Genomic DNA, 14,004 nt, shown 5'->3' on the forward strand with positions numbered 1-14,004 from the left:
CACAAGGGGGAGAGGCTGTGAAGCGATTTAGTTTACTGTTTATAAGTGTATTTATCATAATCGGTTTTCAGCCGGTAAAAGCAGCCGAGCAGAGGACGGTTATTATAGAACTGGAGGGCGACGTATCTGCCTATCGGGAGTATTTGGAGATGCATTATCCGTTCATTGAGATCGTGGATGAATTCGACACCTTGTTCCAAGGACTGGCGCTGCGCGCAACGGACGCGCAGCTGGATGAACTGTCTCAGCACAGCCATCTGCTGAATATCCATCAGGTACATACCTATAAAGCAGAAACAAAAAGAACGGAAGTGCCATTTGTGACGCAGGAGTTCCTCGGGACAAGTGCAGCGGGTGTTACCGGGAAAGGGGTTAAAGTCGGTGTCATCGATACTGGGATTGATTACACCCATCCTGATTTGAAAAAGAATTACAAAGGTGGGTTTGATGTTGTCGACTGGGATGACGATCCGATGGAGACAACACCAGAAGAGGGAGAAGCGACAATTCATGGGACGCATGTTGCTGGTATTATCGGTGCCAATGGCAAAATGAAAGGTATAGCTCCGGATGCTGAAATCTTTAGCTATCGGGCACTGGGACCAGGAGGCACAGGAACATCCGTTCAAGTAATTGCGGCTATTGAAAAAGCGGTTGAAGATAAAATGGATATTATCAATTTGTCTTTAGGAAGCTCTGTGAACGGGCCGGATTGGCCGACAAGTCTAGCAGTTAATAAAGCAGTGGAGATGGGCGTGAGTGTGGTGACAGCGAACGGAAATGAAGGCCCGGCCAACTGGACAGTCGGTTCCCCTGCTACTGCAACGAAAGCCTTGTCTGTCGGAGCTGTTACTACGCCGCAAAAAACAGCAGTACTATATGAGCGTTTTTATAAAAAAATGATTCCGATTCTGCCGCTTCAAGGAGCGGTTGAGTGGAAGCAGCGTCGATCATTGCCGATTATGGATGGCGGTACCGGAGAAAAGCAGCTTCCGGATGCAACAGGCAAGATCGTCCTCTTCAAAAGAGGAAAAATACCATTTGCTGAGAAAGCTAGAATAGCGGAGCGAGCGAATGCTGCTGCTGTACTCATTTACAACGATGGGAGCGGCCCTTTGGAAGCCTCCATCCAGGATGGCGGGAAGCCAGTTTCTATCCCGGTTGCAGCCGTTACAAGGCAGGTTGGGCTATGGCTGCTTAAAAATGAGAAGACCGCTCAACTGTCGGCTAAACAAGTCGAGCTTCAAAATAGGATGGCAGCTTTCAGTTCGAGAGGCCCGGTCACGAGAAACTGGGCCATCAAACCAGAGATAGCGGCACCTGGCGCACCTGTATGGAGTACCGTACCCCAATCCGGCTATCAGGCTCTTCAGGGCACAAGTATGGCGGCACCATATGTGGCAGGAGCGCTGGCACTTGTTAAAGAAGCTCATCCAGAATGGACTGATGAGCAGCAGATTGGTGCACTGCTTACAACGGCACAGCTGCTCCAGAAGCCCAACGATCAGCCTTATGATCCAATTGAGCAAGGTATGGGGAAAATGCAGCCGTCCAAAGCAATCTCCACACCCGTCATTATTGAAAACCCGCTGCTGCGGTTTGGCAAGATCGATTCAAAGCAAGATGCAGAATATGTACTTACTGTCCACAATGTAAGTAACGTCAGGCAAAAGCTGCAATTCGATCAGCCGAAAGCAGTGAGCGGTATACGCTGGAAGGTGCCAATGGCAGTGGAACTTTCTCCGCATGAAACGGAACGGTTAAATATCAGTATCTCTGTCAATCCTGATATACAGGAAGCTGGTGTACACCAAGGGTATCTCTCGGCCCGATTTGGCCAACAAAAAGTACATCTTCCTTACTTGTTCCTCTTAAAGAACGCAGATTATCCGAAGGCAATGGGACTCGAAATGGAATGGAAACCGCTTAACAGAAAAGGTGCCTACCACTATCAAATCTATTTGCCTGAAGGTGTAGCTGAACTTAGAATCGACTTGTATGACCCAGACACACTTATTTATAACAGACAGCTCCTAACCAAAAAACAAGTGGATGCAGGGCTGCTGGAGGGCAGCATGAGCAAGAGGGAAGCTGGAAAACCGGGAGTCTATCTCGCTTTGATTCAACTCCGTATGAATGATGGAAAGTATGTGAGTACAGAGCTGCCACTCTATTTGTCAGACCAGATGCTCGTGAAATAGTACAGGTAAGTGAATTATATGTCACAGAATTGTCATATATGAACAGCTGATTATCCTATATAATAGTAAGCGGAGGCCTATGCGTTTAATAACGGATAGTCCTTTGCTTAATTGCTTTCGTGGAAGCGCATCCAATGTTGTTGTGGAAGGTAATTATTAACTTTGTAATTTATTTCACAATCTTGTATTGACACCGCGAAGAGGCCTATTGTATTCTATAAATTGCGTGAGGTGGGCAGCTTGTATCATAAGTGAGGCGTGGTTTGCGCGCAGCGTCCCTACAGATCATGTAAAACACCAGCGCAACGAAAGAACAATAGTGGACAAGCAATTATATGTACTTTATGTGGTTTGCAGGTTGATCCATCTTTCCGTATTTACCGCTTTCCATACATAAGTATAAGCAGTAAATGTACGTCTTACACGCATGGGAGTAATGAAGATGCAGCAAGTCAATAAGATGATCCATGCACGACAACTCAAATGGATGCTATATTTACTGGCACTTTTGATGCTTGGGGCGGGGTTCACTCCGTACCAGCGCATTTTCCTCGGCTTGTTTCTTGGAGCCTCAGTCAGCTTCTTCTCCGTGTGGCTTCTTCAACGGAAGATCAGACAGTTCACTGAATCTGTCGCTACACATGGCAGAATACCAGCCTTAGGCACCTTTTCCCGCATGGCAGCGTCTGTGCTAGCTGTGATGCTCGCACTTCGTTTTGACGCTTATTTCCATCTTATTGCAGTAGTTATTGGTTTAGCTGCTGGCTACATCATTATCTTTATAGATAGTTTCTTCACGAGTTTAAAAGACTAGTAATGAAAGAGGTGAAATTAATTGAATCACGGATCACCAATGTGGAATAATGCATTCGGTATCGAATGGCTCGACTTCAACTTGTCGACATCTCTGATGACCATCATCTCCTCTGTTATCGTCTTTATCCTTTGTGTAATGGGCAGCAGGAACCTGCAGCGCAGACCTCGTGCTTTCCAGAACGTGATGGAGATGCTAGTTGACTTCGTAAAGAAAGTGATTGGCGACGCAATGGACTGGAAAACAGGCAAACAATTCCTGCCGCTCGGTCTGACGCTCTTCATGTACATCTTTGTGAGTAACATGCTTGGTGTCATCATCATGGTTGTCGTGGGTGAAGACCATAATCTTTGGTGGAAATCACCGACATCCGATGCAGCAACCACACTAACATTATCAGTGATGGTCATCTTGCTCACCAACTTCTATGGTGTCAAGATTCTTGGCGGAAAAGAATATCTCAAGGGCTACATTCGTCCGGTGCCATTCCTGCTTCCATTGAACCTTATTGAGGAAGCTGCGAATACACTGACACTTGGATTACGTCTTTTCGGTAACATTTTCGCAGGGGAAGTATTGTTATCCTTGATTGGGGAGTCTCTGGCTGGCGTTAACCCGCCATTTACGACAATACTGGCATTCGTGCCAATGATCGCATGGCAGGGCTTCAGTCTTTTCATCGGGACAATCCAGTCTTATATATTCCTAGTGCTGACAATGGTTTACATGTCGCACAAAGTTTCAAAAGCACATTAAATTTAGTTTTTAAATACAAGGAGGAAATTTAAACATGAGTTCATTAGCAGCTGCAATTGCAATTGGTTTAGCCGCACTAGGCGCAGGTATTGGTAACGGTCTAATCGTTAGCCGCACAGTAGAAGGGATCGCTAGACAGCCTGAACTTGCTGGAAAACTTCAAACTACAATGTACATTGGTGTCGCACTAGTAGAGGTTATTCCTATCTTCGCCCTAGTTATCGCGTTCATGGTAATGTAATTCACCTATCGCAAGTACTCTATAATTTGAATGAATGGCGAAATTCTATATCTTGAATCTTCGCCATTCTTTTTGTAAAGCCCCAGATATGAATGGGAAAAGAATAGTTTAGCTCGAAAGGAGTGGCACAGTTGCAAACACTTACGATTGGTGCTGCAGTAGGTGGATTACCTATCGGTAGCATGTTGATTCAACTTATCAGCTTTATCATCCTGCTGGCGCTTCTTAAGAAGTTCGCATGGAAACCATTATTGAAAGTCATGCAGGACCGCCAGGAATATATCTCAAATGAGATTGACACGGCAGAAGCTAGCCGCAAAGAAGCCGAAGCAGCAGCAAAAACTGCAGCAGAGGAATTGAAACAAACACGTGCAGAAGCACAATCTATCATAGAAGACGCAAGAAAAGCGGGACAGCAGCAGGAAGAGCAGATCATTGCTATTGCGCGCCGTGAAGCTGAGCGCCTGAAAGACGCAGCGGTCGAAGATATCGCCAACGAAAAGGAAAAAGCAATGCAGGCATTGCAAGCACAAGTGGCATCCCTTTCCGTACAGATCGCAAGCAAAATCATCGAGAAAGAAATTACTTCCGACGATCAGGACAAGCTTATTAGTGACTATGTGAAAGAATTGGAGCGATAAGCTATGCGTGATGTGACCATTGTAAAACGATACGCAGAAGCGCTGTTCGAAGTAGCAGAGAATCGCGACATCGTCGAAACCGTGCGAGCGGAATTGCACACAGCGAAGCAAGTGGCACAAAACGATGCTGCTTTCCTCCGGTTCCTCTCAGAGCCTAAGATTGGCTTGGATAAAAAGAAAGCACTTATCGAAACTAGCTTTGCTGCAGGAAGCATCGAAGTTCGCAATACGTTAAAACTGCTTTTGGATGCTGGGCGTATCAGCAGTATCCCGCAAGTAGCGGATGCTTTCCAAACGATGTTTGACGAAAAGCAAGGAACTGCACAAGCGACAGTTTATTCTGTCCGTGAGCTTTCCGATGCAGAGCGTCAGACAGTGGCAGAGACATTTGCGAAAAGGCTAGGCAAACAAACTGTTTCCATTGATAACAAGGTTGATCCGACACTGCTAGGCGGTTTGAAAGTACGGATTGGCAATACAATCTACGACAGCTCAATCAAAAACAAGCTGACTCGTATCGAACGTAATTTAGTAAATGTGAGCAAATAAGGATAGAGGTGAGACCGCATGAGCATGAGAGCTGAAGAAATCAGCGCGTTGATTAAACAGCAAATCGAGAGTTATGACGCTGAAATAGAAGTAAGTGATGTTGGTACTGTGATTCAAGTTGGTGACGGTATCGCACGTGTCCATGGCTTGGACAATGTAATGTCCGGAGAATTGATCGAGTTCTCTAACGGTGTCATGGGACTTGCACAGAACTTGGAAGAATCAAATGTTGGTGTCGTTATTCTAGGCGAATACAAAGGCATTCGTGAAGGTGATGAAGTTCGTCGTACAGGACGTATCATGCAAGTTCCTGTTGGCCAAGAGCTTGTCGGCCGTGTTGTTAACCCACTTGGGCAGCCGATCGATGGTAAAGGTCCAATCGAAGCTAGCAACACTCGTCCAATCGAATCTCCAGCACCAGGCGTAATGGATCGTAAATCCGTTCATGAGCCGCTTCAGACTGGTATCAAAGCAATCGATGCACTAGTACCTGTAGGCCGCGGTCAGCGTGAGTTGATCATCGGTGACCGTCAGACTGGTAAGACATCCGTTGCAATCGATGCAATTCTTAACCAGCATGACCAAGATATGATTTGTATCTATGTTGCAATCGGCCAGAAGGAATCCACTGTACGCGGTACAGTAGAAACACTTCGTAAGCATGGTGCACTTGATTACACAATCGTAGTAGCAGCAGGTGCTTCTGATCCTGCACCATTGCTTTACCTAGCACCATATGCAGGTGTAGCTATGGGTGAAGAGTTCATGTATAACGGCAAGCACGTTTTGATCGTATACGATGATCTTTCCAAACAAGCAGCAGCATACCGTGAACTTTCCTTGCTTCTTAAACGTCCTCCAGGTCGTGAAGCATTCCCAGGGGATGTTTTCTACTTGCACTCCCGTCTATTGGAGCGTGCAGCGAAGCTAAGTGATGCTAAAGGCGGCGGTTCTATCACAGCATTGCCGTTCGTAGAAACACAAGCTGGCGATATCTCCGCTTATATCCCGACAAACGTTATCTCTATCACGGATGGTCAGATCTTCTTGCAGTCCGATTTGTTCTTCTCCGGTGTACGACCAGCGATCAACCCAGGTTTGTCTGTATCCCGTGTAGGTGGATCTGCACAGATCAAAGCGATGAAGAAGGTTGCCGGAACATTGCGTCTTGATTTGGCTGCATTCCGTGAGCTTGAATCATTCGCGCAGTTCGGTTCTGACTTGGATGCGGCGACTCAGTCTCGTCTAAACCGTGGAGCACGTACAGTAGAAGTTCTGAAGCAAGGCTTGCATCAGCCGCTTTCCGTTGAGAAGCAAGTAACAATTATCTATGCGCTTGTAAATGGCTACTTGGATGATATTCCGGTTGAGCAAATTGTTCGTTTCGAGAATGAATTCCACACTTGGTTTGCTGCGAATCAAGCGGACTTGCTTAAAGGCATCCGTGAGACTGGTAACCCAGCTGATTCTGACCAGCTTAACAATGCAATCGAAGCATTCAAGAAGACATTCGTCGTAAACTAACGTTTCTATAAATTTCGGAATGCTGCACGTATTCCTTACGGAAGGGAGGCTGCATGCGCCTTGGCATCTTTAAGAGATATTCAGAGTAAAATCAACTCTACCAAAAAGACGAAACAAATTACGAAAGCGATGCAGATGGTTTCTGCGTCTAAACTGACGCGGGCAGAGCAGAATGCAAAAGCTTTCGTACCATATAGCGAGAAAATGCAGGAGGTTGTGGTGCAAATTGCAGCGTCAGGTGACGCGACACATCCTATGCTGCAGACCCGGGCAGTCAAGAAGACAGGTTATCTTGTCATCACGGCTGACCGTGGATTGGCTGGTGGTTACAACAACAACGTAATCCGTGAAGTGTACCGTACTATCCAGCATCAGCACACTGATGCAGATGAATATACGGTCATTGCTGCTGGACGTTTCGGTAGGGACTTCTTCAAGAAGAACAATCTGCCAATCGCCAAAGAAATCATCGGACTGCCTGATCAGCCGGACTTTTCGGATATCAAGCAGATCGCATCTGAAGCAGTGGAGATGTTCCTGGAAGAGGAAATTGATGAATTGGTATTGTTCTACAACCATTTCAATAGTGCAATTTCCCAGGAAGTAACTTCCCAGAAGCTTCTGCCATTAACAGATCTTTCTTCGGAGAAAGGACGTTCCGTACAGAGCATGTACGAGTTCGAACCAGATGCAGAAGAAATTTTGAAAGTATTGCTGCCTCAATATGCCGAAAGCTTGATTTACGGTGCGTTGCTTGATGCGAAAGCGAGTGAGCACGCAGCACGTATGACAGCTATGAGAAGTGCAACAGACAACGCGAACGAGCGGATTGATGATTTGACACTTACTTATAACCGGGCACGTCAAGCAGCTATTACACAAGAAATCAGTGAGATTGTCAGCGGAGCGGCTGCGCAGCAATCCTAAGAATACAGATAGGAGGGTTCCAGATGAGCAATGGTATCATTACGCAGGTTATGGGTCCGGTCGTGGACGTACGTTTCCCGAACGGCCACCTGCCTGCCATCTATAATGCACTAGTTGTCCAAGTGAGCGAAACTTCTTCTTTGACATTAGAAGTAGCACTTCACCTTGGTGACGATAGTGTTCGTACAATCGCGATGTCTTCGACAGAAGGAGTACAGCGCGGGAAAGAAGTAGTGGATACAGGAGCTGCAATCAGCGTACCTGTAGGGGAAGCTACTTTAGGACGTATTTTCAACGTATTAGGTGAAACTATCGATTTAGATGAGCCTATCCAAGGCGAAATCAAAAAAGATCCTATTCACCGTGAAGCACCAGCATTCGAAAATCTTGCAACTGAAACAGAGATTCTGGAAACGGGTATCAAGGTTGTCGACTTGCTTGCTCCATATATCAAAGGTGGTAAGATCGGTCTCTTCGGAGGTGCAGGAGTAGGTAAAACTGTACTTATCCAGGAATTGATCAACAACATCGCACAAGAACACGGCGGTATTTCCGTATTCGCTGGTGTTGGTGAACGTACTCGTGAAGGTAACGACTTGTACTTCGAAATGAAGGATTCCGGCGTTATCGCGAAGACTGCAATGGTCTTCGGTCAGATGAACGAACCGCCTGGAGCACGTATGCGTGTTGCACTGACTGGTTTGACAATGGCAGAGCACTTCCGTGACAATGAAGGTCAGGACGTACTTCTGTTCATCGATAACATCTTCCGTTTCACTCAAGCAGGTTCTGAGGTATCCGCATTGCTTGGCCGTATGCCATCTGCAGTAGGTTACCAGCCGACACTTGCTACTGAAATGGGTCAGCTGCAAGAGCGTATCACATCTACAAATGTAGGTTCCGTTACTTCCATCCAAGCAGTATATGTACCAGCCGATGACTATACAGATCCGGCTCCGGCTACAACTTTCGCTCACTTGGATGCAACAACGAACCTTGACCGTAAACTTTCCGAGCAAGGTATCTACCCTGCCGTAGATCCACTTGCTTCTACTTCTAGAGCATTGGATGCTAACGTAGTCGGAGAAGAACATTACAATGTAGCACGTCAAGTGCAGCAAACATTGCAGCGTTACCGTGAATTGCAGGATATCATTGCAATTCTAGGTATGGATGAGCTTAGTGAAGAGGACAAACTTGTCGTTTCACGTGCGCGCCGCGTACAGTTCTTCCTTTCTCAGAACTTCCACGTTGCTGAGCAGTTCACAGGCCAAAAAGGTTCTTATGTACCTGTTAAAGAAACAGTTGCAGGCTTCAAAGGAATCCTTGAAGGTAAATACGATCACATTCCGGAAGATAGCTTCCGCCTTGTGGGACGTATTGAAGAAGTGCTTGAAAAAGCTGGCGTTAACCAATAAGCAGCAATCATGTAATAGTAGGATAGGAGGGGCTCCTGATGAGTACCGTAACAACAAGCATTGTTACTCCTGATGGCCCTGTTCTGGAAGAAGACTATGAAATGGTTAGCTGTACAGCGGAAAATGGTGAACTTGGTATTCTTCCAGGTCACATTCCGCTGGTAGCGCCATTGAAGGTTAGCTCGGTTCGTCTACAGATCCAAGGTCGCACAGATTATGTTTCTGTAAGTGGCGGTTTCCTTGAAGTCCGTCCGGACAGGGTCACAATTCTGGCTCAATCAGCCGAAAGAGCAAGTGACATTGATGTGGACCGTGCAGAACAGGCGAAGCAGCGCGCTGAGAAACGTCTGCAGGATAAGCAGGCTAACTTAGACCAAATCCGCGCTGAACAAGCGCTTAACCGGGCAATCAACCGACTTGATGTCGCGTCTCACGCCCGCTAATTAAAACAGCATTCCGACAAGGAATGCTGTTTTTTTATTATTTCATTTCCTGGGCAATAATAATGGCGGCGATTAGCAAATGCCGTTATAATTTGAAGGAAACGCGTTTAATAGTACGGAAATTAGGATAACAAGGTATTATGTGGCTAAAGAGCGCGCATTTGCCTGTGTATCCGTTAAGGAGTGTATATCATGTTTTCGGTAATAGGGCAGGATGCGATGCTGGGCATAGTTTCCCACATTGCTTTTATGGCAATTACTTGGCGTATATTGATGGGGGTCAATGTAGATGCATTAATAAAGAAAGGGAAAGTATTCGAGGCCCGGATGCTGCTTATTTTCCTCACGATAGTTATTGGAACTACGGTAAGTAACGTATTCCTTCAACTAGTAAGCTGGACCAAACAGCTCCAGTATCTACTCTAGTAATCTAGCATAAATGTATAAGCTTTTTCATCTCTGTTCATACTGTTTCTAAAATGGTCGGACAGGGGATAAAGAAAATGAAACATTATCTAGGATTAATCGTAGTTATCATTATGCTATTAGGTAATAGTATAGAGTCTTATGGGGCAGCAAAAGCTGACGTATCAAAAGATGTAAACCGTATGTATGATGTATTGGAAAGTGAAGGGGCCGAGCTTATGTCCTTTGAAATCACAATACGGGAGACAATTTCCCGGGACGATATCGAGGGAAAGTTGATGGATTTGAATAACGTGGGGACTATTGTAGAAGAAAAAACGGAAAATGCTACAAAATTTATGGTACATACCCCCCATAAACAAAATGCCATTGCCGAACGTATATTGTTGGTAGTACCTACAGATAAGGAATACCAGGCGGAACTCATCTATACTGTTTCTGGGTCAAAATGGACAGAAAAGGTACAACAATCTGTCCAAGACTTGACATCTGCTGCTCAATCGCAATTTTTCACATATAATGCGTCAAAATTCGCTTGTCTCAAAGCGGGTTTCGGTGATAAAATAAGCGGTGGTATTTTGTTTCAGAATGTCATGAAAAAATTAGATGTTCAACCACTAACGAATATGCAAGATAACGTTTACACTACGACAACAGGATATACAACACAATTGAAAGCCAGCCGTTCCTTAGCAGACAACATGAATATCCAGCTTGCGCTGCATGATGGGAATGGGCAATCAACCGTAACTGTAGGAACGCCTATCATAACGACTGAATATTAATATAGTGAAATTGGACGCGGAGGAGAATGTAACTTGGAAAAAATCATCGTCCGTGGTGGAAGGCAGCTTAAAGGATCTGTCAAGGTCGAAGGTGCGAAAAATGCCGTACTGCCTGTCATCGCAGCAAGTATAGTTGCAAGTAAAGGAAAAAGTGTCATTCATAATGTCCCGGCTTTAGCCGATGTATTTACCATCAATGAAGTGTTACGCAGCATGGGTGCTGAGGTGGTATTCAGCAATGGAACAATCACTGTCGATGCCACAAAACAGATGACGACAGAAGCGCCTTTCGAGTATGTTCGGAAGATGCGTGCATCTGTATTAGTTTTAGGTCCATTGTTGGCACGTTTTGGTCATGCGAAAGTGGCACTGCCGGGTGGCTGTGCAATCGGTTCCCGACCAATCGATCAGCACCTGAAAGGGTTCGAAGCGATGGGAGCAAGTGTACAGGTCGGCAACGGCTTTGTAGAATTACGTACTGAAGGACGCCTGCAAGGCGCTAAAATATATCTGGATGTACCTAGTGTAGGTGCAACAGAGAACATCATCACAGCAGCCGCACTAGCTGAAGGAACAACTATTCTTGAAAACTGTGCGAAAGAGCCAGAGATTGTTGATCTAGCAAACTATCTGAATGCGATGGGTGCGAAAATCGTTGGCGCTGGTACAGAAACAATCCGCATTGAAGGTGTCGAAGAACTATCAGGCGCTGAGCATGTTATGATTGCAGACCGTATCGAAGCTGGTACATTCATGGTTGCAGCCGCAATCACGAAAGGTGATGTACTGATTGAAGGCATCGAAATGGAGCATGTCCGTGCAGCAGCTGCCAAAATGGAAGAAATGGGTGTCATCATCAAGGAAGAAGCAAATGGCATTCGCGTTATCGGTCCTGACAAATTGACAGCGACAGATGTTAAGACGCTGCCACACCCAGGATTCCCGACAGATATGCAGTCACAGATGATGGCTTTGATGCTATGTGCAGAAGGCACTAGCATAATTACAGAAACAGTATTTGAAAATCGCTTCATGCATGTGGAGGAATTCCGCCGCATGAATGCAAAAATTAAAATCGAAGGTCGCAGTGTCATCATGGAAGGTCCAACAAACATGCAAGGCGCTGAAGTAGCCGCAACAGATTTGCGTGCTGGAGCAGCTCTAATTCTGGCAGGATTAATTGCAGATGGTTATACGCGTGTCACTGAGCTTAAGCATTTGGATCGCGGCTATGTGAATTTCCATGGTAAATTAGCAGAACTAGGTGCAGACATCGAACGCGTTAATGATGAAGTGTTCGAAGAAGCAGCTGCTACAATGGAAGAAACATCAACATATTAAGGCTATCAAGGATAAGTCCCTTTGTGAGAAGGGGCTTATTTTTTTATGTCTTTGTAAGAAAACCTTCCCTACAAATTGGTAATTCTTCTTCCTAAGCGTATAGGGCTATGCTATAATTATTTAGAAAATTCAACTAATATAGAAAGTTCGGAAGAGAGGGGTAGGATGAAATTATACCTATCGGTAGACATGGAAGGAATCGTCGGTTTACCGGACTATACATATGTGGACAGCTCAAAACATAATTATGAACGGGCAAGGCGGATTATGACAGCAGAAACGAATAGCATCATTGGTGCAGCGATTGATGCAGGTGCAGAATATGTTCTTGTCAACGACAGCCATTCTAAAATGAATAACCTATTGGTAGAGGAATTACATGAAGAGGCTTATTTGATATCTGGTGAAGTGAAACCGCTTTCAATGATGCAAAGTCTGGATGCAAGCTTTTCTGGAGCAATGTTTTCTGGATATCATGCACGATCAGGGCAGTTCGGCGTCATGTCCCATAGCATGATTCATGGGGTTCGTAACTTTTTCCTGAATGATGAGCCAATTGGAGAACTGGGTTTCAATGCGTATGTTGCTGGTCATTATGGTGTGCCGGTCCTCCTGGTCGCAGGTGATGATCAAGCATGTTTGGAAGCGGAGCGGCTTATCCCAGGAGTAGTAACAGCACCTGTCAAACAGACAATATCCCGTTCTGCTATCTTGACGCTGACACCAAAGAAAGCAGATAAGCTTCTCCGTGAAAAGGTGGAAGAAGCGATGAAGAAAGTGCCGAAAGCGGAACCGCTCGTCCCACCGGATAAAATTGTCCTGCGAATCGAATTCACCAACTATGGTCAAGCGGAATGGGCCCATTTGATGCCAGGCACCTATATGGAGCCGGGTACAACCATAGTCGCTTTTCCTGCCAAAGACATCATCGAAGCGTATCGTGCCATGCTCGTCATGACAGAGCTGGCAATGCATACGACCTTCAGTTAGGAGTGACAGCTTATGGCGATATATCTGATTCGCCGTTTTGTAATTATGATAGCAACCATATTCGTTATCGCGACACTGACATTTATCCTGATGCACAGCATTCCAGGGAATCCGTTCACAACACAGGACCGGAGCACGAGTGAAGCTGTTCAGGAAAACTTGAATGCACATTATCATTTAGATGAGCCAATGATTGTTCAATATGGTATTTGGCTCAAATCCTTGGCAACCTTTGATTTCGGTCCGTCCATCAAGCAGCCGACTGAAACAGTGAATGATTTACTAGGCCGCGGGTTTCCGATATCAGCGGAGCTCGGCATGTGGACAATTACAATCGCACTTATTTCCGGTATTACATTAGGTGTCCTAGCTGCCTTGAAACATAACGGCATTATAGATTATATAGCGATGACATTGGCCGTATTAGGTATCTCCATACCGAACTTCATTCTGGCAACATTGCTAATTCAGCAGCTGGCTGTGAATCTGCAGCTGCTGCCAGCAGCAACTTGGTCTTCACCGATGCATATGATCATGCCGATTATTGCATTGGCGACAGGTCCTACAGCGATCATTGCCCGTTTAACAAGATCCAGCATGCTCGAGGTTCTGACACAGGATTATATTAAGACCGCACGGGCAAAAGGCCTGTCTCCAGCCAAAATCGTCATCAAGCATGCTTTGCGAAATGCGCTGATGCCGGTAGTGACCATTCTCGGAACATTGGTTGCTGCCATTTTAACAGGTACATTCGTCATTGAACGTATTTTTGCCATACCTGGTATGGGAAAGTATTTTGTTGAAAGTATCAATAACCGTGATTATCCGGTCATTATGGGAACGACCGTTTTCTATAGTGCCTTTCTCATTTTCATGCTTTTCCTAGTCGATATCGTTTACAGCATCTTAGATCCAAGAATCAAGCTGCACAAAAAAGGAGGCAGCTGA

The 14,004-nt window shown here is 45.5% G+C and carries 15 protein-coding genes; all 15 read left to right on the plus strand.

The annotated features are described in order from the left end of the window. Nucleotides 1-17 precede the first annotated feature (17 nt). The 15 genes from AE2B122_RS06675 (at nt 18) to AE2B122_RS06745 (ending at nt 14,004) form a co-directional block, all read left to right on the plus strand. Nucleotides 18-2,201, plus strand: coding sequence for a S8 family serine peptidase (locus AE2B122_RS06675; protein WP_175073444.1), 2,184 nt, complete (start codon nt 18-20; stop codon nt 2,199-2,201). Nucleotides 2,202-2,643: 442 nt separating this feature from the next. Continuing rightward, a complete protein-coding gene (locus AE2B122_RS06680; protein ID WP_095219333.1) occupies nt 2,644-3,015 on the plus strand; it encodes an ATP synthase subunit I in 372 nt (123 codons plus the stop codon). 21 nt (nt 3,016-3,036) lie between these two features. Further along, nucleotides 3,037-3,771 (plus strand): F0F1 ATP synthase subunit A, encoded by a 735-nt coding sequence (gene atpB, locus AE2B122_RS06685; RefSeq protein WP_095219334.1) that lies wholly within the window; start codon nt 3,037-3,039, stop codon nt 3,769-3,771. A 34-nt stretch (nt 3,772-3,805) separates the two neighbouring features. Next, on the plus strand, nt 3,806-4,012 hold the full coding sequence (atpE, locus tag AE2B122_RS06690; RefSeq protein WP_095219335.1) for a F0F1 ATP synthase subunit C: 207 nt from the start codon (nt 3,806-3,808) through the stop codon (nt 4,010-4,012). Between the two features lie 131 nt (nt 4,013-4,143). Continuing rightward, the gene (atpF, locus tag AE2B122_RS06695; RefSeq protein ID WP_371809503.1) at nt 4,144-4,653 is read left to right on the plus strand and encodes a F0F1 ATP synthase subunit B; all 510 of its coding nucleotides are present in this window, start codon (nt 4,144-4,146) and stop codon (nt 4,651-4,653) included. A gap of 3 nt (nt 4,654-4,656) precedes the next feature. Next, on the plus strand, nt 4,657-5,202 hold the full coding sequence (locus tag AE2B122_RS06700) for a F0F1 ATP synthase subunit delta (RefSeq protein WP_095219336.1): 546 nt from the start codon (nt 4,657-4,659) through the stop codon (nt 5,200-5,202). Between the two features lie 18 nt (nt 5,203-5,220). Next, nucleotides 5,221-6,726: a F0F1 ATP synthase subunit alpha gene (atpA, locus tag AE2B122_RS06705; protein WP_095268296.1), complete on the plus strand. Its 1,506-nt coding sequence runs from the start codon at nt 5,221-5,223 to the stop codon at nt 6,724-6,726. Between the two features lie 60 nt (nt 6,727-6,786). Then, nucleotides 6,787-7,653: an ATP synthase F1 subunit gamma gene (gene atpG / locus AE2B122_RS06710; RefSeq protein ID WP_095219338.1), complete on the plus strand. Its 867-nt coding sequence runs from the start codon at nt 6,787-6,789 to the stop codon at nt 7,651-7,653. A 23-nt stretch (nt 7,654-7,676) separates the two neighbouring features. Next, entirely contained in the window at nt 7,677-9,071 is a 1,395-nt protein-coding gene (atpD, locus tag AE2B122_RS06715) for a F0F1 ATP synthase subunit beta (RefSeq protein WP_095219339.1), read from the plus strand. Between the two features lie 38 nt (nt 9,072-9,109). Continuing rightward, nucleotides 9,110-9,514, plus strand: coding sequence for a F0F1 ATP synthase subunit epsilon (locus AE2B122_RS06720; RefSeq protein ID WP_123921909.1), 405 nt, complete (start codon nt 9,110-9,112; stop codon nt 9,512-9,514). A 192-nt stretch (nt 9,515-9,706) separates the two neighbouring features. Then, complete coding sequence (locus AE2B122_RS06725; protein WP_038564087.1) at nt 9,707-9,940, plus strand: DUF1146 family protein; 234 nt, start codon at nt 9,707-9,709, stop codon at nt 9,938-9,940. Nucleotides 9,941-10,017: 77 nt separating this feature from the next. Further along, nucleotides 10,018-10,725, plus strand: a complete 708-nt coding sequence (locus AE2B122_RS06730; RefSeq protein WP_175073445.1) for a YwmB family TATA-box binding protein — start codon at nt 10,018-10,020, stop codon at nt 10,723-10,725. A 33-nt stretch (nt 10,726-10,758) separates the two neighbouring features. Beyond that, nucleotides 10,759-12,066, plus strand: a complete 1,308-nt coding sequence (gene murA / locus AE2B122_RS06735) for a UDP-N-acetylglucosamine 1-carboxyvinyltransferase (RefSeq protein ID WP_095219341.1) — start codon at nt 10,759-10,761, stop codon at nt 12,064-12,066. Nucleotides 12,067-12,231: 165 nt separating this feature from the next. Further along, nucleotides 12,232-13,056, plus strand: a complete 825-nt coding sequence (locus tag AE2B122_RS06740) for a M55 family metallopeptidase (RefSeq protein WP_175073446.1) — start codon at nt 12,232-12,234, stop codon at nt 13,054-13,056. Nucleotides 13,057-13,068: 12 nt separating this feature from the next. Then, nucleotides 13,069-14,004 carry an ABC transporter permease gene (locus tag AE2B122_RS06745; RefSeq protein WP_038564096.1) on the plus strand — a complete coding sequence of 312 codons (936 nt, stop codon included), beginning with the start codon at nt 13,069-13,071 and terminating at the stop codon, nt 14,002-14,004.

The sequence above is a fragment of the Terribacillus sp. AE2B 122 genome, assembly GCF_902497585.1.
Classification (GTDB): Bacteria; Bacillota; Bacilli; order Bacillales; family Amphibacillaceae; genus Terribacillus; species Terribacillus saccharophilus_A.

Bases quoted from the DNA above. Each gene is read 5' to 3' on its own strand.
- AE2B122_RS06680 (WP_095219333.1), top strand. From the start codon at position 2,644: ATGCAGCAAGTCAATAAGATGATCCATGCACGACAACTCAAATGGATG.
- atpE (WP_095219335.1), top strand. From the start codon at position 3,806: ATGAGTTCATTAGCAGCTGCAATTGCAATTGGTTTAGCCGCACTAGGC.
- AE2B122_RS06700 (WP_095219336.1), top strand. From the start codon at position 4,657: ATGCGTGATGTGACCATTGTAAAACGATACGCAGAAGCGCTGTTCGAA.
- atpA (WP_095268296.1), top strand. From the start codon at position 5,221: ATGAGCATGAGAGCTGAAGAAATCAGCGCGTTGATTAAACAGCAAATC.
- atpD (WP_095219339.1), top strand. From the start codon at position 7,677: ATGAGCAATGGTATCATTACGCAGGTTATGGGTCCGGTCGTGGACGTA.
- AE2B122_RS06720 (WP_123921909.1), top strand. From the start codon at position 9,110: ATGAGTACCGTAACAACAAGCATTGTTACTCCTGATGGCCCTGTTCTG.
- AE2B122_RS06725 (WP_038564087.1), top strand. From the start codon at position 9,707: ATGTTTTCGGTAATAGGGCAGGATGCGATGCTGGGCATAGTTTCCCAC.
- AE2B122_RS06730 (WP_175073445.1), top strand. From the start codon at position 10,018: ATGAAACATTATCTAGGATTAATCGTAGTTATCATTATGCTATTAGGT.
- AE2B122_RS06740 (WP_175073446.1), top strand. From the start codon at position 12,232: ATGAAATTATACCTATCGGTAGACATGGAAGGAATCGTCGGTTTACCG.
- AE2B122_RS06745 (WP_038564096.1), top strand. From the start codon at position 13,069: ATGGCGATATATCTGATTCGCCGTTTTGTAATTATGATAGCAACCATA.